The sequence below is a fragment of the Sporomusaceae bacterium ACPt genome (genome assembly GCA_041428575.1).
Lineage (GTDB): Bacteria > Bacillota > Negativicutes > Sporomusales > Sporomusaceae > Sporomusa_D > Sporomusa_D carbonis.
Genome location: CP155570.1, coordinates 3,436,379 through 3,454,888 on the forward strand (window position 1 = coordinate 3,436,379; position 18,510 = coordinate 3,454,888).

Annotated in this window: 21 protein-coding genes and 1 riboswitch; of the genes, 6 read left to right on the plus strand and 15 right to left on the minus strand. The window is 45.8% G+C overall.

Going from position 1 to position 18,510, the window contains the following annotated elements:
* Positions 1–132: 132 nt before the first annotated feature.
* Positions 133–1,596, minus strand: coding sequence for a PLP-dependent aminotransferase family protein (locus SCACP_RS17730; protein ID WP_425058822.1), 1,464 nt, complete (start codon positions 1,594–1,596; stop codon positions 133–135).
* A gap of 120 nt (positions 1,597–1,716) precedes the next feature.
* Between SCACP_RS17730 and pdxS the strand changes: the two genes are divergently transcribed.
* Together pdxS and pdxT are read left to right on the plus strand one after the other, a co-directional pair.
* On the plus strand, positions 1,717–2,595 hold the full coding sequence (pdxS, locus tag SCACP_RS17735; RefSeq protein ID WP_425058823.1) for a pyridoxal 5'-phosphate synthase lyase subunit PdxS: 879 nt from the start codon (positions 1,717–1,719) through the stop codon (positions 2,593–2,595).
* Positions 2,596–2,598: 3 nt separating this feature from the next.
* A complete protein-coding gene (pdxT, locus tag SCACP_RS17740; RefSeq protein WP_425058824.1) occupies positions 2,599–3,180 on the plus strand; it encodes a pyridoxal 5'-phosphate synthase glutaminase subunit PdxT in 582 nt (193 codons plus the stop codon).
* Here the strand turns inward: pdxT and SCACP_RS17745 are convergent.
* Positions 3,177–4,439 carry a sensor histidine kinase gene (locus SCACP_RS17745; RefSeq protein ID WP_425058825.1) on the minus strand — a complete coding sequence of 421 codons (1,263 nt, stop codon included), beginning with the start codon at positions 4,437–4,439 and terminating at the stop codon, positions 3,177–3,179. The two genes, pdxT and SCACP_RS17745, sit on opposite strands and share 4 nt — an antisense overlap.
* A gap of 2 nt (positions 4,440–4,441) precedes the next feature.
* Positions 4,442–5,116 carry a response regulator transcription factor gene (locus tag SCACP_RS17750; RefSeq protein WP_425058826.1) on the minus strand — a complete coding sequence of 225 codons (675 nt, stop codon included), beginning with the start codon at positions 5,114–5,116 and terminating at the stop codon, positions 4,442–4,444.
* Between the two features lie 288 nt (positions 5,117–5,404).
* On the opposite strand from SCACP_RS17750, the gene SCACP_RS17755 reads away from it, so the two are divergent.
* A complete protein-coding gene (locus SCACP_RS17755; protein WP_425058827.1) occupies positions 5,405–5,893 on the plus strand; it encodes a hypothetical protein in 489 nt (162 codons plus the stop codon).
* 149 nt (positions 5,894–6,042) lie between these two features.
* Here SCACP_RS17755 and SCACP_RS17760 read toward each other — a convergent pair whose 3' ends face one another.
* Positions 6,043–6,690: an HAD family hydrolase gene (locus SCACP_RS17760; protein ID WP_425058828.1), complete on the minus strand. Its 648-nt coding sequence runs from the start codon at positions 6,688–6,690 to the stop codon at positions 6,043–6,045.
* Between the two features lie 169 nt (positions 6,691–6,859).
* Positions 6,860–6,960, plus strand: a riboswitch (purine riboswitch).
* Between the two features lie 206 nt (positions 6,961–7,166).
* Between SCACP_RS17760 and SCACP_RS17765 the strand changes: the two genes are divergently transcribed.
* Genes SCACP_RS17765 through SCACP_RS17775 form a run of 3 tightly spaced genes read left to right on the plus strand, consistent with a single transcriptional unit; the run spans position 7,167 to position 8,134 of the window.
* A complete protein-coding gene (locus tag SCACP_RS17765) occupies positions 7,167–7,736 on the plus strand; it encodes a xanthine phosphoribosyltransferase (protein ID WP_425058829.1) in 570 nt (189 codons plus the stop codon).
* Positions 7,714–7,893, plus strand: a complete 180-nt coding sequence (locus tag SCACP_RS17770; RefSeq protein WP_425058830.1) for a hypothetical protein — start codon at positions 7,714–7,716, stop codon at positions 7,891–7,893. The genes SCACP_RS17765 and SCACP_RS17770 overlap by 23 nt, the downstream gene beginning before the upstream one ends.
* Complete coding sequence (locus SCACP_RS17775) at positions 7,877–8,134, plus strand: hypothetical protein (protein ID WP_425058831.1); 258 nt, start codon at positions 7,877–7,879, stop codon at positions 8,132–8,134. The genes SCACP_RS17770 and SCACP_RS17775 overlap by 17 nt, the downstream gene beginning before the upstream one ends.
* A 50-nt stretch (positions 8,135–8,184) precedes the next feature.
* Here the strand turns inward: SCACP_RS17775 and pcp are convergent, their stop codons facing one another.
* The 11 genes from pcp to SCACP_RS17830 form a co-directional block, all read right to left on the minus strand.
* Positions 8,185–8,832, minus strand: a complete 648-nt coding sequence (gene pcp, locus SCACP_RS17780; protein WP_425058832.1) for a pyroglutamyl-peptidase I — start codon at positions 8,830–8,832, stop codon at positions 8,185–8,187.
* 363 nt (positions 8,833–9,195) lie between these two features.
* Complete coding sequence (gene accC / locus SCACP_RS17785; protein WP_425058833.1) at positions 9,196–10,551, minus strand: acetyl-CoA carboxylase biotin carboxylase subunit; 1,356 nt, start codon at positions 10,549–10,551, stop codon at positions 9,196–9,198.
* A gap of 11 nt (positions 10,552–10,562) precedes the next feature.
* A complete protein-coding gene (locus tag SCACP_RS17790; protein WP_425058834.1) occupies positions 10,563–11,516 on the minus strand; it encodes a DUF979 domain-containing protein in 954 nt (317 codons plus the stop codon).
* On the minus strand, positions 11,506–12,219 hold the full coding sequence (locus tag SCACP_RS17795) for a DUF969 domain-containing protein (protein WP_425058835.1): 714 nt from the start codon (positions 12,217–12,219) through the stop codon (positions 11,506–11,508). The genes SCACP_RS17790 and SCACP_RS17795 overlap by 11 nt, the downstream gene beginning before the upstream one ends.
* Positions 12,220–12,305: 86 nt before the next feature.
* Positions 12,306–12,791 carry an acetyl-CoA carboxylase biotin carboxyl carrier protein gene (accB, locus tag SCACP_RS17800; protein WP_425058836.1) on the minus strand — a complete coding sequence of 162 codons (486 nt, stop codon included), beginning with the start codon at positions 12,789–12,791 and terminating at the stop codon, positions 12,306–12,308.
* A 34-nt stretch (positions 12,792–12,825) separates the two neighbouring features.
* Positions 12,826–13,830: a biotin-dependent carboxyltransferase family protein gene (locus tag SCACP_RS17805; protein ID WP_425058837.1), complete on the minus strand. Its 1,005-nt coding sequence runs from the start codon at positions 13,828–13,830 to the stop codon at positions 12,826–12,828.
* Positions 13,821–14,582 (minus strand): 5-oxoprolinase subunit PxpB, encoded by a 762-nt coding sequence (pxpB, locus tag SCACP_RS17810; protein ID WP_425058838.1) that lies wholly within the window; start codon positions 14,580–14,582, stop codon positions 13,821–13,823. Before pxpB (SCACP_RS17810) ends, SCACP_RS17805 begins: the two co-directional genes overlap by 10 nt.
* A gap of 5 nt (positions 14,583–14,587) precedes the next feature.
* Positions 14,588–15,343: a 5-oxoprolinase subunit PxpA gene (pxpA, locus tag SCACP_RS17815; protein WP_425058839.1), complete on the minus strand. Its 756-nt coding sequence runs from the start codon at positions 15,341–15,343 to the stop codon at positions 14,588–14,590.
* A 265-nt stretch (positions 15,344–15,608) separates the two neighbouring features.
* Complete coding sequence (locus tag SCACP_RS17820; RefSeq protein ID WP_425058840.1) at positions 15,609–16,562, minus strand: biotin-dependent carboxyltransferase family protein; 954 nt, start codon at positions 16,560–16,562, stop codon at positions 15,609–15,611.
* Positions 16,559–17,317, minus strand: a complete 759-nt coding sequence (pxpB, locus tag SCACP_RS17825; RefSeq protein WP_425058841.1) for a 5-oxoprolinase subunit PxpB — start codon at positions 17,315–17,317, stop codon at positions 16,559–16,561. Before pxpB (SCACP_RS17825) ends, SCACP_RS17820 begins: the two co-directional genes overlap by 4 nt.
* Before the next feature lie 57 nt (positions 17,318–17,374).
* The gene (locus SCACP_RS17830) at positions 17,375–18,271 is read right to left on the minus strand and encodes a LysR family transcriptional regulator (RefSeq protein WP_425058843.1); all 897 of its coding nucleotides are present in this window, start codon (positions 18,269–18,271) and stop codon (positions 17,375–17,377) included.
* Between the last annotated feature and the right edge of the window lie 239 nt (positions 18,272–18,510).

The following is an 18,510-nucleotide window of genomic DNA, read 5'->3' on the forward strand; positions in this document are numbered from 1 at the left end:
ACAGTATTATGAAAACAAAAAAGCATGTCGAAAAGGAGGAGGAACTGCCATTAACGGCGTATTTAGGTTATTATTGGAAAATGACGAAGATGTAACAAAAGTGAACTTTGTTACATCTTCGTCATTTTATGATTACTTTTTCATAGCCTGCAAATTCTCCGTGATAACCTCACCCAGCACTTTCAGGCCTTGCATTATTTTTTCCGAGCCGGCAACAGCAAAACTAAGCCGCAGAAAGCGGTCCGGCGGACGGCGGGGAAAAAAGGCTGTGCCTGGCAGCAAGAAAACATCACGTTTTTCAGCCTCTTGGACAATCTTAATCGCCGATAATCCTTCCGGCAGCGATAGCCAGAAGGTCAGGCCGCCGCGCGGGCGGTGACAGATGACGGTTGACGGTAAAAATTGCTCAATTGCGTTGAGCGCGGTCTGATACCGCTCCCAATAAATACTATGAATGGCAGCTATATGCTTTCGCCAGATACCTTTCCGTAAATATAAATCAAAAGCCCGTTGCGTTAACCCTGATGTCGAAATGTCTGAATGATGCTTAACCGCCAGAACTTTAGCTACTAAATGCGGCGGCATAAGTAAAAAGGCCAGACGCAGCCCCGGCATGAAAATTTTCGAAAAACTTTTTAGATAAATCACTCTTTGATCCCGGTCCAGAGCTTTTAACGGAGCCATAGGAGTATCGGTGAAATCCAGTTCGCTAATATAGTCATCTTCCAGAATAATGGCGTCATAACGTCTGGCAAGGCCAATCAGTCTGTTTCGTTTAGCCAGTGAGTAAGAATAGCCTGTAGGATTTTGAATATTGGCCATAATGTAAATCAGCCGGGGGCGAAAAGAGCGTATTTTATTTTCCAGTTCTTGAATATCAATACCGTCATTTTCCATGGGAATTCCGATAATTTTTGCGCCGCGTGAGCGAAAGGAGGCTATGGCGCCAGGATAAGTAGGATTTTCGGTAAATACATAATCGCCGAAGTTTAATAAGGCTTTAGCAATAATATCAATGCCTTGCTGTGCTCCTGAAATAATCTGAACATTATCAGCCTGAGCTTTTACTCCTTGTTCTTTTAAATACAGGGAAATGGCCTCCCGTAAAGGATAGAAGCCTTGGCTTTCCTGATAACCGAACGCAAAGCCTTTATCCCGGTCCAGTACCTCGATCAGTACATTCTTAAAGTCATCAATGGGTAATAAATCAGGAGTAGGCATTACGCTGGCGAAATCGATGCAATTTGGTCTATCGCCGGCACTGCTTTTATTTTCAAAGATTTCTAAATCGATATCGATTAAGGCAGGTTCAGGTCCGTCCTGAGCGTTGCCGGCAATTTGGGCCACATAGTTGCCGCTGCCGGCCCGGGAGTATGTATAGCCGTTTTGTTCCAACAGTTTATACGCGCTCACTACTGTGCCGGGGTTAATTCCCAGAAAGGAAGCCAGTTTCCGTACCGGCGGTAATAAATATCCGTGGCCGAGTTTTCCGCTCAAGATGAGCTCACGTAAACAGTCATACAGTTGGGTATACAGAGAAGCTTTGCTGTTTTTGTCTAATTGTATCGATACAAAATCATAAAATTGTTCAGCCATATTGTTAAGCATCTTCTCCTTTGCTATAATTACACAAATCTGTTATCGATAACAGATAATTGTATCGATACAATTATCTTACCAAAAAAATGTTGTTTAGTGCAAAGGAGAAATGAAAAAATGGAAAACCGTTATGAACTGAACAAAAATCTAGCCCAAATGTTAAAGGGCGGCGTCATCATGGATGTCACCAACGCTGAACAGGCAAAAATTGCCGAAGAAGCCGGGGCAGTGGCTGTTATGGCCTTAGAAAGAGTTCCTGCCGATATTCGCAAGCAGGGCGGCGTGGCCCGAATGTCAGATCCGCGAATGATTAAAGAAATTAAAGCTGCCGTCACCATTCCGGTAATGGCCAAAGCACGGATCGGCCACTTTGTGGAAGCTCAAATTCTTGAGGCCATCGGTATTGACTATGTTGACGAAAGCGAAGTTTTAACCCCTGCAGACGATATCTACCATATCAATAAATGGGATTTTAAGATTCCTTTTGTCTGTGGTGCCAGAAATCTTGGAGAAGCTTTGCGCCGTATTGGCGAAGGGGCGGCTATGATCCGCACTAAAGGTGAAGCCGGTACAGGCAACGTAGTAGAAGCTGTCCGTCATATGCGGACCATGCTGGCTGATATAAGACGGGTAAAAGCAGCTCCCCAAGAAGAGCTGATGAGTATTGCCAAAGAAATGGGCGCACCTTTTCACTTAATTGAATATGTATGGAAACACGGTAAACTGCCGGTTGTTAATTTTGCCGCAGGTGGTATTGCTACTCCTGCCGACGCCGCCCTCATGATGCAGCTTGGCTGCGACGGAGTTTTTGTCGGATCAGGAATTTTCAAATCCGGCGATCCCCAAAAACGGGCCAAGGCAATTGTACAAGCCACCACCCATTATAACGACCCGCAGCTCTTGGCTCAGATATCCGAAGATTTAGGTGAACCTATGGTAGGCATTGAAATTGATAAAATAGAACCGGCAGACCGTTTGGCTGCCCGCGGGTGGTAACCAATGGTTACTATTGGGGTGCTGGCACTGCAGGGAGCGGTAAAAGAGCACCTGGACTGCCTCAACGCCCTGCCTGAAGTGCGAGGCATACCTGTAAAAAAAGCAGCAGACTTTACTGATATTGATGGTCTCATTCTCCCTGGCGGCGAATCCACCACCATGGGAAAACTGCTGCGCGAGTACAATCTGTCCCAACTGTTGATTGATAAAATTACCGGCGGTATGCCGGTATGGGGTACTTGCGCCGGCATGATTTTACTGGCCAAAACAATTACCGGGGAAAATATCCGGCATTTAGGGGTGATGGACATTTGCGTGCGGCGAAACGCTTACGGCAGCCAACTGGACAGTTTTGCCACCAGCGTCGTTATACCGGAATTAGGTGCCACCCCCATCCCTTTAGTGTTTATTCGCGCACCTTATGTTGAATCAGCCGGAGCCAATGTAAAAATATTGGCCAAAGTTGATGATAAAATTGTCGCGGTAGAGGAAAACAACATGCTGGCCACCGCTTTTCATCCGGAATTGACTGATGATTTGTCCTTCCATAAGTATTTCATCAACAAAGTAATAAAGAGAGGCTAAGTATGAGTGACGGGAATGCTAATTGTGAACTTCGTTCCTCTTCCTAACTCACTTTCGACTCCGATTTTTCCCTTGTGTTTTTCTACAATCCACTTGGCTATTGCCAGTCCTAAGCCGATTCCGCCACTTTCACGCGAACGCGCTTTGTCTCCCCGGAAAAAGCGATCAAAAACACGCGGCAAATTCTCGGGCGATATGCCACAACCGGTATCTTGAACACTAATTATGACATGCTTGTCGGTCTGAAAACAAGAAATATGCACTTTTCCCCCCGGAGGAGTGTATTTAAAAGCATTGTCCAGTAAAATAACCATCAGTTGATGCAGACGTTCCTTGTCGGCTATCAATTCTAAATTAGGTTTTACATTGACGGTAAGGGTAAGATTATTGATTTCTTCCATTGATTTAAAACTCCCGACAACAGCCTCAATAACCTCGCTTATGTTTACCGGGGCTAACTGCAGTTCGGCCTTGTTAGCGTCAGACCGGGCTAAGGTGAGCAGACTGGATATTAGCTTGGTCATTCGCATGGACTCTTTCATTATAGTATTAATCCTGTGACTTTCCTCCTCAATGGTATGTTCAGGATGTCTTAGCATTAACTCGGCATTGCTATAAATTCCGGTAATCGGTGAACGGAGTTCATGAGATGCGTCGGAAACAAACTGTTGCTGCTTTTCCCATGCTGCTTGAATAGGAATCATGGCGCGTTTAGCAAGAAAATATCCTGCCAAAACTATGCTGATCATGCTTATTATTCCGCCGCCTAATGTAATCCAAAACAGGTTACTGAGTAATTCAGTTTCAGAATCTACAATACTTACAGCAATTATCTCCCGGACTTGAAACCTGCTGTCATTACCCCAAAAATTGTCCTCATGTAAATAGGGAAAACTCATTACCCGGTAAACATGGCCTTCATATTCTCTGGTCTGAACTTCTCCCAGCTTAATCGTTGAGGCAATTTCCCCAATGTTACCAGTCTCGGCAGTTCTAAAAGGGTTAGGATTGATGATCCGTCCGTCAGTACTGCGCAATAACAAAAAAATACGCGGATCAAACAGTGGCCGCCCTCTTACCGGAACCACACGTCCGCTTAACAACCGGAATGAATCAGCTTGTGACCACATCGCATTGTCAACTTTATCAAACAAACGGAACGAAACATATCCGTAAATAATCGAGGTAAATGCTATAAAAATCAATAAGAAAACAAGCGAGTTCAGGGCGGTCAATTTCCGCAGCGTATTTAGAAACATTGCTACCCCTCCTTCAGCATGAAGCCGGCGCCGCGTACAGTTTTGATTAACGTATCCAAGCCGGAAGGACTAAGTTTCTTTCGCAAATAATGGATATATAAATCAACAATGCTAATAGTGGTATCTGAATCGAATCCCCAAATCCGGTCAAATATTTGTTCCCGCGTAAGGATTTGCTCCTTATTCAAAATAAGGAATTCCAAAACGTCATATTCTTTGGTACTTAGTCCAAGCGCCTGGTTCCCGGCAAACCCGTCCCGGACCTTGTTATTTAATGAAATACCCCCATAACTTAATTCGCTCTCGCTAACAAGATTACCCTTGCGCCGTAATAACGCTTTTATTCTTGCCAATAGCTCTCTTATCGCAAAAGGTTTTACTAGGTAGTCGTCTGCCCCCGCTTCCAGGCCGGTCACACGGTCATCGATACTGTCGCGGGCTGTAAGCAACAGTATTGGCACAGTAAAACCCTTACTTCTTATGGTTTTAACTATATCCAAGCCACTGACCACAGGCAGCATGATATCAAGCACCAACAAATCATGAATACCCTGTTCAGCCGCGTACAATCCCTCATCACCTGTCGTTGCTTCATCAACATCATAGTTTTCCTCTGATAACAACGAGACAACAGCTTCCCGCAAAATATTATCGTCTTCAACGACAAGAATCCGCATTCTCCTTCTCCTTTCGCTGTAGTATTAGCTCCAACTATGTCGGCTTCCAGTATTTATCATGACTTCTTGTTCACTGCTCTATTCTGAAAGCAAGATAACTATTCCCTTAGTTTAACCATACTTTTACTTTTTTTGTATGTATGCCGCTGTGCTTGGCTAAGCTTTTCGGGATTGATCCTGATAAGGCCAAAATACACTATAAATATAAATTTTTGTAATAAAAATGTAACAATTCTCCTGCATAATAAGGATCAAACAGAGCTATCTACATTTGAAAGGAGACTGACAATGAAAATAAAACTGTCAAAAAAAATTATAAGTGGATTGGCTATAGGCTGCCTGGCTCTCTCGCTCGGGGGATTGGCGGTAGCCCATGAGAGTAAGGGCGAGCCGCCAATGCCAGAGTGGGGAATGGTCAGAGAAGCATGCCCGCCTAATCCTGCGCCCCCTGATCCTGCGGCTATGGATCAATTTATCAAGACAAGTCTGAACAGACTGGTAGACCAAGGCACAATTACCAAAAAACAGGCCACTCAACTTCAGAATTTCTTTAAGGAAAAAGCCGCTCAGCGCAAGGCTGAATTTGAAAAACTAAAAGACCTGAGCCCTGAGGAGCGTCATGCCTATCTTCAGAAAAAATTCAATGACCATCCCGACGTTATTAACGAGCTTATGACCGCAGCCGGTCTGTCCCAAGAACAAGCACAAGCCGTTGCTGAAGCCATCCGTCCTCAGCACGAGCCCATGCCCCAAGACCACATCCAGCCGGGTATGTAGTAAAATAATTATTAACAACAGCATAGCCTCCTTATTGGGGCATAAAAAAAGCTCCGGTCACACCGGAGCTTTTTGGCATCCATGATTTACCTGTAAAAGAGTTTTCCCCAAACAATTTTTCACCTTTTTTCCAATGCCCGGTTATTTAATCAAATTAGGATTTGCTCGAGTTCACTCACTGAGGAAACTATATAAGTAGGGTTTGCTTGTTGCAACTCCGCCGAAGTACCATAACCGTACGCAACAGCGATAGAATCAATCCCATTATTTTGTGCCCCGATAATGTCATGTTTTCTGTCCCCGACCATTACGATTTTTTCCCGGGAAACTTGCGGAATTGTTGCCAATATATACGCAATAATCTCAGTTTTATGAATACGGCTCCCATCCAGATTACTTCCAACTATCAAACTGAAAAATTTCTTGATATCAAAGTATTGCGCGATTTGTTCAGAAAAAACAGTTGGTTTTGATGTTGCTATAATTAGTTGTTTATTGCCGCAGGATAGCTTTGAAAGCAGTTCCTGAATTCCGGAATAGACGGCATTTTCGTACATTCCGGATTTAGTAAAATACTCCCGATAATATGCTACTGCCTGATGTGCTTCAGAAGTATTCAGTGAGTAAAATTCCCTAAAAGATTCCACTAAGGGAGGACCAATAAACGGAATTAACTTATCTAAATCAGGCTCATAAATGCCAAATTTTTCAAGAGCATACTGCACTGATTTTGTAATACCAATCTTGGGATCGGTAAGGGTTCCATCCAAATCAAACAAGATTACTTCATAACTCATATGTATTCTTCTCCTAACCGCTTCGCATTTTCTGTATGTTAATTCGCGTAGCGTTTATTAATACCTGCCAAAGTACTGCTGCACCCAAAAAATAAATTCCGGAAACCAGCTATATGTCGATTCTTGCTTTTGTCTTTATTGACAAGACTAAGACCGGACTGCTACAATAAACCATAAGAAAGTTAATACTCGTATAATTTTGGGAATATGGCCCAGAAGTCTCTACCGGCAACCGTAAATTGCCTGTCTACGGGTGAAAGTGTATCTAGGGTTCCACACCATTGAAAATTACCATGTACTTTAGTTATTGGCAACTTTCAAGAGTGGTCGTGACCGAGCGGTACAGGTGGTAAGCCACTACACCGAAGGGATAAAAGCCCTGACGGGGAAATTTCGCTCATGTAATTAAGCGGATTTTCCCTGTCAGGGCTTTTTTGTTGTTTCTTGCCATACCCAAAAGCAATTAAGGAGGCTATATGGATTTATTAAAAGAAAGAATCCAGGCGGAAGGCCTGGTCTTAGATAATTCTTTACTTAAAGTTGACTCATTTTTAAACCAGCAGATTGACCCGGAGCTTATGATGAAAATAGGCGAGGAATTTGTCAAAAGGTTTCAAGGAGAACGTATTACGAAAATACTAACGATTGAATCCTCGGGAATTGCAGTTTCAGTCATGACCGGCCTCATTTTAAAAGTGCCGGTGATTTTTGCCCGTAAAAAAAAGCCCAAAGTAACAGATGACAATGTTTACACGGCGAAGGTCCACTCATTTACTAAACGCGAGAGTAATGATATCATTGTCTCCAAACAGTTTTTGCAGAAAGAGGACAGTGTTCTTATTATTGATGATTTCTTAGCTAACGGCGAAGCGGCCGCCGGCTTAGCGAATATTGTTGAGCAGGCAAATGCCAGTCTGGTGGGAATCGGTATTGTGATAGAAAAATCTTTCCAGCCCGGAGCCCAAAAATTAATCCAAGCCGGTTATCGGGTTGAGTCGCTGGCCCGGATAAAAGCGTTTTCCAATGGACAAGTCATTTTTTACTGATAGTCCTATTCCTGTAACACCGTGTTGCAGGATTTTTTTTTTTACCCAAAGCGACCTGCCAAACGCTACGGCCAAGCTTCCCGGCGGTTGGGCGTATGAGAACCGTGATGAATATACTATGATTGATAAGGAGGATGATTGTGATGCATGCCTGTAACACTGAAGATATCTATTGTGAAGCTTTGAATCCGGATGAATTTAAGAAAAAAGCCAGGAAGTTAGCCTGTCAAACCGGCACAACGATAGCCACCGGCAACTCGGTTGTACTATTTACAATGCTCCTGCTCCAGGACATACTTGAACAACTTGCCGTAGACCCTATTACTAATCTTAGTAATATTATCACAGTAGCCAACAGTATTGCCAGTTTAAACAGCAGTATTAAAATTGACCCGTAAATCCTCTGCTTATAGACTCCTAGGGTAGTGTTGAGTTTCCTTGGCGGCATTTAGCAGATTGTGCCACCTGTTATTTTCGTATCTTGCGTGGTGGTCAGCGCTGCTGCCAGCGCCAGTTCCAAACCGCGCACAATAGTTTCCAGAGCCATGCTGGGCTGTCCGGTAATGCGCGCCGCCTGTTCCGGCAAATAAGGAATATGAATAAAGCCGCCGCGCCGTTTGTTACCTTCACAGGCCAGCGCGTGCATCAGGCCGTAAAACAAGTGGTTACAGACAAATGTACCGGCTGTGTTGGAAACTCTTGCCGGGACGTTACCGGCACGCAGTTTGTCAACCATGGCTTTAATCGGCAAAGTCGACCAGTACGCAACCGGTCCGTCAGCAACAATCGGTTCATCAACCGGCTGGTTACCATCGTTGTCTTTAATACGAAAATCATCAACATTGATGGCTACGCGCTCGACAGTAATCTCCATGTGCCCGCCAGCTTGGCCAACAGCCAGTACTAGCTCCGGGTCAAATTCGGCGATTTGCTCAACAATTGAGGCAATGCAGCGGCCCCGGGCTACAGGCAAGGAGCGGGAGATAATTTCATAACTGGCAATTTGCTTGCCATTTAGCAATTTGACAGCTTCAAGCGCCGGATTGACAGGTTCGCCACCGAACGGCTCAAAACCGGTCACTAATACTTTTTTCATTGTCATTCCTCCTGGTTAGAACCTTATTTTATACCGTCGCCTTAACCCCCAAGTCAAACGACTTTCCTGGTACATAGGCAGTATATACTCCGTCTTTGATTACCGATACACCACATCCTCAACAAAGATGTCGTTAAGGTAAGGGGCTATCTCGGTGAACAACCTTAGTATTTCCTGTCCAGAATGCTGTTGCATAAAATACCGCCTCACCTAGTCAATTTTTCAGCAGTATAAATGAACACCGCTAATAATTATATGAAATCCAATAAAGATTTTTTTCTAGGCGTGTTGTTAGTAACGCTCCACCGCTGGCGCTTGACTTACGCTTATACTAACAACACGCCTGTACATCTTTATTGAATACTATATAGCAAAGAATTTGTCGCTGTATATCTCCAAAAATCCAGTATTGAAATCGCCGCTTAGAAATACATCATGATGCAATAACTTTTGTTGAAAGGGAATGGTCGTTTGAACTCCCTCAATGATGAACTCGTCTAAGGCCCTTTTCATCCGCTGAACAGCTTCCTGCCGGTTTTTGCCCCACACTATGACTTTTGCTATCATGGAATCATAAAAGGGGGAAATCTCATAGCCGGGATACACCGCACTGTCAACTCTCACACCAAACCCGCCCGGAGGCAGATAATTCTTGACCGTTCCGGGCGAAGGTATAAAATTCTTGGCCGGATTCTCGGCATTAATCCGGCATTCCAGGGCCCAGCCGTTTATTTTTACATCTTGTTGCCGGAAGGAAAGCGGACAGCCTGCGGCCACGGCAATTTGTTCCTTAATTAAATCAATGCCGGTAATGAGCTCGGTTACAGGATGTTCTACCTGGATGCGGGTATTCATCTCCATAAAATAAAACCGGCCATGTTTATCAAGCAAAAATTCCACTGTTCCCGCTCCCTGATAATTCACCGCCTTGGCCGCCAATACTGCCGCTTGGCCCATTTTTTGCCGCAATTCCTGATCAAGCGCCGGTGAAGGCGCTTCCTCGACCAGTTTCTGATGCCGGCGTTGAATTGAACAATCCCGTTCACCCAGGTATACTACATTGCCGTGTTTATCAGCCATAATCTGAATTTCAACATGTCTGGGCTCTTCTAAGTACTTTTCCAGATATACGCCGGAATTACCAAAGGCCATCTCGGCTTCCTTTTGCGCCTGACGAATGGCTTTTCGTAACTCTTCTTCATTTTTGGCCACCCGCATGCCTTTACCGCCGCCGCCGGCTGTTGCCTTGACAATTACCGGGTAACCGATGCTTCCGGCCACACCGGCAGCCATGTCGACATCTTCAATAATGCCCTCGGTGCCGGGAACAGTCGGCACACCTGCCTGTTTCATCGTTTCCCTGGCAACAGCTTTAGCCCCCATGGCCCTGATAGCGTCAGCAGCCGGGCCGATATAGACAATGCCGCCGGCCGTACAAGTTTCGGCAAAAACGGCGTTTTCCGCCAGAAAGCCATAGCCGGGATGAATGGCATCGGCTCGGGTAAAAGTGGCCACACTCATTAAAGCGGGTATGTTCAAATAACTGCCTTGAGCCTGGGCAGGTCCGATACAGTAAGCTTCATCAGCCATTTTTACATGCAAGGCTTGCCGGTCGGCTTCTGAGTACACGGCAACTGTCGCAATTCCCATTTCCCGGCAGGCTCTGATGATTCTTACCGCGATTTCTCCCCGGTTGGCAATCAGCACTTTATTAAACATTGTAATTCCCCTTAAAACACCAAAAAGTACATGAGAAATACATTTACCGTCAACAGCAGGATAGCTGTCGGTACTTGTGCTTTGATAACACCGTTTTTATCAGGCAAATCCAGTAACGCTGCAGGTACAATGTTGAAGTTGGCGGCCATGGGCGTCATCAATGTGCCGCAATAACCGGAAAACATGCCAATGGCCGCTAAAACAGCCGGATCGCCTCCATGCATTTTAACAATAAGCGGTAGTCCCACACCGGCGGTCATAACCGGGAAAGCGGCAAAGGCATTACCCATAATCATGGTAAATAAAGCCATGCCAATGGTATAAGCAAGGACGACCATAAACCGGTTATCAACAGGAATTGCGGCGCTTACCAAATCAGATACAACCTGCCCTACACCGGCAGCAGCAAATAATGCTCCCAGTGTTGCCAGCATCTGCGGCAATACAGCCGCCCAGCCAATCGCATCAAACAAACGGCGTGACTCTTTAATCGGTTGCAGTTTTTTATCCTTCGTAAGGCTCATGGCTGCCAGCAAAGCAATAACACAGGCAACACCTAAACTGACAAGTGTAATATTGGCTTTATCTAACAATTGCAGGCCGGCAATTGTGAAATCCTTCAGACCCAACGTTCCAATTATAGTAATTATCGGAATTAACAAGGCCGGCATAAACAGCCAGTTACCCAATTTTTTAGCCTGAGCCGTGCGCTCTTCGACTGTTGCTTCAGCATGTTTTCCCATACGCACGCCGCCAAAGCCGGCAATAACTGCCATAGCAATGGCCAGAACGCCCATATACACCGGACTAATCATATTACCGAATAAAAATGAGATGGCGTACAGCCCCCAGAAAGTCCCTGTCAGGACTCGTTTGGGATTACCTTTGTCCTGGAATGAAAGTAAGGCAACAATGGCCACAAGTGCACCCAGAATATAATAGATGTGATTGAGACTAATAAGCATGCTTGTTCAGCTCCTTTACCTGTTTGTTGCCGGCAGCACCGCACTCGACTTCCCGCTGAATCTTGCGATCAAGTAAAAATAACCGCGTACCATGAATGATGAAAGCAGCAATAGCGGTAGGAATCCCCCACACCGCAATGTGTAAAGGTTCAAGGATGATGCCATTTTGTTCAAAGAAACCCTTCATCAGTAAAATTGCGCCAAAGGCAATAAAAATATCTTCACCAAAAAATAGACCGACATTATCGGCAGAAGCAGAAAATGCCTTAATCTTATTACGGGTAGATTCCGGCAAAGGTCCGTATTTGTTTTCGGCAGCAGCTTCCGCCATAGGGGCAATCAACGGCCGGACCAATTGGGCATGTCCGCCTAAAGCAGTTAAGCCGATAGCAGCGGCCAGTTCCCGAATGAACAGATACAGAATGAGCAAACGTCCGGTAGTGGCTGCTTTAATCTTGCCGATTAAGGCCAACGCCTGCTCTTTCAGGCCATTTCGCTCCAACAGGCCAATGACCGGCAGAGTCAGCATAAATAAAGGAAGATACCGGTTCTTAACAAATGCTTCGCCAAAAATAGCAAGAATTTTCTCTACCGGCAAATTTCCGGCCAGACCTGTTACAATACCGGCAACCACAACAACCAGCAAAGGATTAAACCGTAAAGCAAATCCAATAATAACTACTGCAATACCAAGAAGTGTCATACTCTTTGCTCCTTTACATGTCAATTTCGTTTCTTGGAAAATTTTTCTATTTAGCCGCATCTCCCTCCCCGTATGCTCACTGAGTCTTATTCTGCCTTAACCAAAAACAGCGGCTGGCCATATTCGACAAACTCCCCGTCCTTAACCAAAATCTCCACAATTTCCCCATCTATGCCGGCCTCTATTTCATTAAATAATTTCATGGCCTCCAACACACAAACCACAGTACATGCCTTAACCTTTTGACCGATTTGTACAAAGGGTTTAGCGCCTGGTTCGGCAGCAGCATAAAAGGTTCCAATCATTGGCGACACGATTTTATGCCATTTATCCTCTGCTTCGACCACTGTCACAGCTGACTGGTCTTGCGGTACTGCACCCGGCCCGCCAGCGGCCGGAGCCGGTTTAGACTGGTTCCCGTCCGGCCTGGTGCATTCTGCCGGCCCTTGCGGCGAACAGGAGCCATCCTTGACGATCGTAAGCCGGGTACCTGCCTGTTCAAATTCAAATTTATTGATAGAAGACTGATTTACTGTTTTGATGATTTCTAGTATTTCATCGATTTTTAGCATGCCGTCACACCTCCAATAATCTAATACCCTAACACTAGTTCAGCCTTAAGCCGATTGCCGCTCGCAGACTGCTGATCATTTTCTCCTGTTCAATATACAGCCTTTCAGCTTCAGTCACAGAAATCTCTTGAAACCGGATTTTACCGCCTGGCTTAATCTGAGCAATCTTAGCCACATCGACCAGAGCTACTTGGGCTATCTTAGGATAACCGCCTGTTGTTTGACGGTCTGCCAGTAATATAATAGGCTTGCCGTCGGGCGGCACCTGGACTGTCCCAAGTGCAACCGCTTCGGAGATCATTTCTAGAGGTTGCGCCAGCTGTAACGCCGGCCCTGATAACCGGTAACCCATCCGGTCTGATTGAGGAGTAACTTGAAATACACCGCTCCAAAATTCAGCTTTACTCGCAGCAGTAAACTGTTCAAACTGGCTGCCGCGCATGACCCGCACAGCTATAGGCTGAGAAGCCTGGGGAATGTGATCCTGTCCGGCATACCAGGAAGTATAAGCAAACGAACCGCCAACAGCTTGCTTGGTAAACTGCGACAGAAACCGGGCCGATTCTGCCGGGGGAGATTTAATTTCAAGCACATCGCCCGCTTGTAATGGCCGTCCGTGAAAGCCGCCAATACTGGCCCGCAAGTAGGTACTTTTGCTTCCCATAATTTCACAGATATTAAAACCGCCGTTAACCGCCAGATAGGCACGGCACCCGGACTTGCAAGCGCCAAATTGGAGAATAGTGCCTTTTTTCAGGTAAACCGGACGCCACATCGGCACCGCTTCGCCGTCAATACTGGGAGACAAATCACCACCGGTTATGGCCAGCAGCACATCTTGCTCTATTTGCAATGAAGGACCCATTAGCGTAATCTCCAGTACTGCCTCGCCCTCTTGATTGCCGGCTAAAAGATTGGCAAGCCGCAGAGAATACGCATCCATCCCGCCGCTGACAATGACCCCGTACTTTTGGTAGCCATATCTGCCCAAATCTTGTACGGTGGTAAGCAGACCAGGCCGGAGAACTTTTATCCGCATTGACTCCCCCCCTTATATTCTTCATATTCCTTATAGGAAATTGGACGAAAACGTATGATATCACCTGATTGCAGAAGAGTTGGCGGGTTGTCATTAGGGCGAAAAAGTTCTAACGGCGTACGGCCAATCAATTGCCAGCCGCCCGGGGTTGTGATGGGATATACCCCGGTTTGCATTCCCGCAATGCCTACCGACCCTGCCGGAATCGCCATACGCGGTGATTGATGGCGGGGGGCTGAAATACGTTCCGACATTCCGCCCAAGTAAGGAAAGCCGGGGGCAAACCCTAACATATAAACAAGATATTGACCACTTGCATGGATTTCGATTACCTCATCAGGAGTGAGCTTATTATGTTTTGCTACATACTCTAGATCAGGTCCGAACTTTCCGCCGTAACAGACAGGAATTTCAACAACCCGTGGACTGGCTTCAACTGTATGGTCCAATTTTTCCGCCAATGCCTGCAGTATGGAGATAACAATTTCATAAGCAGGCCGGTCTTTTAGCTCAATCGCATCAGTTTGCCAACCTTTCACTATAACCGGATCATAAAAAACAGTAATACTGGCAAACGCCGCCACATATTCAATCATTCCAGCGAAAGGACAGTGATCAAGAAGATTAGTAAATGCTTTCACCCTCCGGTGTATCTCCGGGTGAATGCCTTTTCCAAATTCAACCAAAATTGCCGATTCTCCCAAAGGCGACATGGCAATGGGCGGTTCAAATTCAGCAAATGTTTGCGTCAATTCTATCACCTCGCCTGAACACAAATACCTGAGCGCTCAAGGACTTCCCGGATCTGACGGGCAAACACCAATGCCTGCGAACCATCTCCATGAATGCAGACAGTATCGGCTTTTATTGCAATGTCCGTGCCCTGCTGCGACAGTACTGTACCTTCTTTGACCATCCGGACAACCTGAGAAACGGCTTGCTTATGGTCGGTAATCAAGGCGTCCGGCCGGTTTCGCGGCGTCAGTGATCCGTCCTGTTGATATGTCCTATCAGCAAATACCTCATGGGCGGTTTGCAGGCCAATCTGTTCTCCCGCCCTGACCAATTCACTGCCGGAAAGGCCAAAGAGAATTAACTCCGGGTTCACTTTATACACCGCTTCGGCAATAGCTTCCGCCAGCTCTTTCCTTTTGGCCGCCATATTGTAGAGGGCGCCATGCGGCTTTACATGCCGCATTCTTCCTCCCTCGGCTTTTACAAACCCGGCAAGCGCGCCAATCTGATAGACAACCAGGTCATACGCTTCCTGAGGCGAGATAGCCATATCCCGCCGGCCGAAACCGGCCAAATCAGGAAGTCCCGGATGGGCTCCGATGGCAACTTTATGCATAAGGGCAAGCTTTACCGTTTTGCGCATTACCCCTGGGTCTCCCGCGTGAAAGCCGCAGGCTATATTTGCCGATGTAACAAACTGTAATATTTCTTCGTCCATCCCGATTTTATAAGCGCCAAAACTTTCTCCCAAATCGCAGTTCAAGTCAACCTGATACATATAATTCCGCTCCTTTTTTATCACTGCATAGAACGCATTATTCCCAGATGAATTACGGACACCCCTTCCGGCAAACTAACAGGTAATATCAATTTTGCATAAAAAAGGCACTCCAAACAAAGCTTATCTTTGTTTGAAGCGCCGTTGCTCCAGCAAAAAATTTCTTTCATATTCAACTTTTAATTCTTTTCATTTATCATATCATCGAAATAACCAGGCGTAAAATTGAAAAATTAAATAGGGCAGTTCAATTTTTTTGAAGGTGCTAACCAACAAAATGATCATCCCCCTGTTTGGCAATCCGGCGATAATATTGCCGCTCTTGTTCTAAAGCTTCAATTGCTTCTTGCTCGTTAACGCAGGTAAAATGGATGGTATCACCCGGACTTGCTTGCGCCAATTTGGCTAAATCCGTCCGGATCACATAGCCGATCTTGGCAAAGCCGCCGGTAGTCTGGTGATCAGCGGTCATAATAAACGGCAGACCATAAGATGGTATTTGAATGGCGCCCATACACACAGCATCAGACACAATATCCGGTCTACCCATTGTCATAATTCTGGGTCCCTTGAGCTGATAACCTGCCCGGTCTGCCCGGCCGGCGACAGTATAGGTGCTTGTAAAGAAAATATCAATAGTTTCCCGGGTGAACATATTGTCCTGAGGTCCAAGCAGCACCCGCAAATTGATCGGATTGGCATACCGGGGGATATAGAATTGTTCCAAATGCCGCGGCTTCGCCTTGAAAGCCGTGTCTTGAGCAACATGCAAGACATCTCCCTGGCGTAAGGCCCTGCCTTCAAATCCCCCAATTTTTGCCCGCGTGTATGTTGACCTGCTTCCCAGTACCGGCGGAACATCAAATCCTCCGCGCACAGCCAAATAGGTCCGGTAACCGGATAAAGCAGTACCAAATCTGATTTCACTCCGCCGGGGAACAAGAAAGGCCGACCAATTACTGATCGGCACCCCATTTACCTGGCCTTGCATATCCGCCCCGCAAACAGCTACAAGCTGCTCCTCGTCAAATTTGAAGGCAGCGCCAACCCCGGTCATCTCGATCACAGCAGCATTTTCCCTGTTGCCAACCAATAGATTGGCAACCCGGTAGGCGTACCTGTCCATAGCCCCGGCAATCGGCATGCCATATGCCTGGTAACCTAAGCGCCCTTCATCCTGAATGGTGGTAAACTGTCCTGGTTGAGTAGTTGTAATCACGGCCTTCCTCCTTCATACACATAGCTGATCTCAGGTTTGTACGCGCCTGTTTCAACGTCCCGGCGGATAGTAAAATATTCGTCAATCGTTATATCCACAAAATGCAAATAATCTCCTGCAGCAACTAAAAAAGGCGGATTCCCTTCCGGATTAAATGCTCTGATGGGAGTACGCCCAATCAACCACCACTCTCCCGGGCTCTCTATCGGATAGAAACCGGTTTGATTGCCACCGATGCCGACCGACCCCGCCGGAACTTTGGCACGTGGTTTTTCCTGCCGTGGTACCATTAATTGTTCGGACAATCCTCCCAGATAGGGAAACCCGGGGGTAAAACCCAACATATAGACCAGGTAAGGTTTTGATGTATGAATTGTTATCACTTCGCGGGCCGATAACCCGGTATACCGCGCCACAAATTCCAAATCAGGCCCCAAAACGCCGCCATAGCAAACCGGAATATGGACCATTTTGGACGAGACCCGGTCCAATTCCTGCAGCTTGACTGTACTGAGCAATTGCAAAATAAACCGGGATAACTCCTGACGGGTGACAGACAACGGGTCAAAATAAACGGTTACAGACCGGTAAGTCGGTACCACTTCTACTATACCCTTGATTGGGTTACTGGTAATTAATATGGTCAGTTGCCGGACGAGCTGATTAATTTCCGGGGAAATGACTGTTCCAAATTCGATGACTAATCCATATTCGCCAGCAACAAGCAGCTTAACGTTACTTAAACAGTCGTTCATTGATCTCTCTCATCTCATTTCGCTGGGGTTCCTGTGAAGAGGAAAGGCAGTTACTTACTATTTCAGCAATCTTTCTTGGACTAATCTGATAAATGATTGTATCGTACGGGAAAGCCATTTGTCTTTGTGATAAACCAGGTGAGCATTTGTATTAAAATCGGGACCTTGCCAGGGTAAAGCAACCAGCATTCCTGCAGCCAGTTCTTCTTTGGCAGCGACCAATGGCAATACAGTTATACCTAAGCTGCTGATAACAAATTGTTTTATGGTCTGAATTTGGCATATTTCCAGAACAGTGCGGGGACGAACAGCAGCCTTCGCCAAACTTTCTTCCAACACGGTCCGGTAATTGCTGCCTGACTCGGTAAAAATCAGCGTCTGCTCCCGTAAATCTTTGGCTTGTACACATTCAAGTTTAGCAAGAGGATGCCCTGGTGAAGCCAGCATCACGATAGGTTCAGGCCACAAAAATTCACTTACCAGATCGCTATCTTTAATATTCTCTTCCAGAAAAAAAGCAAGATCCATCATATTTTTTCGTAATAACATTCTAAAATCGCTGCCTATACCAAATTTCAGCTTCAATTCCACATCCGGATAAAGCGAAGCATATTCTTTTAATAATTCGGTCAAATGATATACGCACAACGACTCCGGCATGCCAACAATGAGGGGCCCCCGCGGCACGTCGAAATTATCGAGCTGGTTTTTGGCATCCTCAGCCAGCTTGGTAATTCGGTCCGCATAATCATAGAGTCTTTCGCCGTCGGTTGTAAGCATGAGCTGATGCCCAAACCTTTCGAAGAGAACGGTATTTAATTCCTTTTCCAGCAGTTGAATATGAGTGGTCACTGTAGATTGGGTATATCCCAGAAACTGAGCCGCTTGTGAGAAGTTACCTAATTTTACGATACTCATAAAGGTCTTTAATTGTCGAATTTCCAAGGATATCATTACCTCCAACCAAGCCGGGCGATATTATATGCTCCTTTTATTATAGAAGCTTTTGCGGCGTCTATCAAACCTGGGTAACATTGTTTCCTCAACTTATTGAACCAAGGAAAATTCCCTTTATTTTCGACAAAATGTCAGCATTATATGAATTTCAGTTTTGTCCGGCAGGAAAATTATTACGTATAATAAAAGAGCCATTATCCCGCTTGGGTAATAATGGCTCTTTGACGTTATTGATA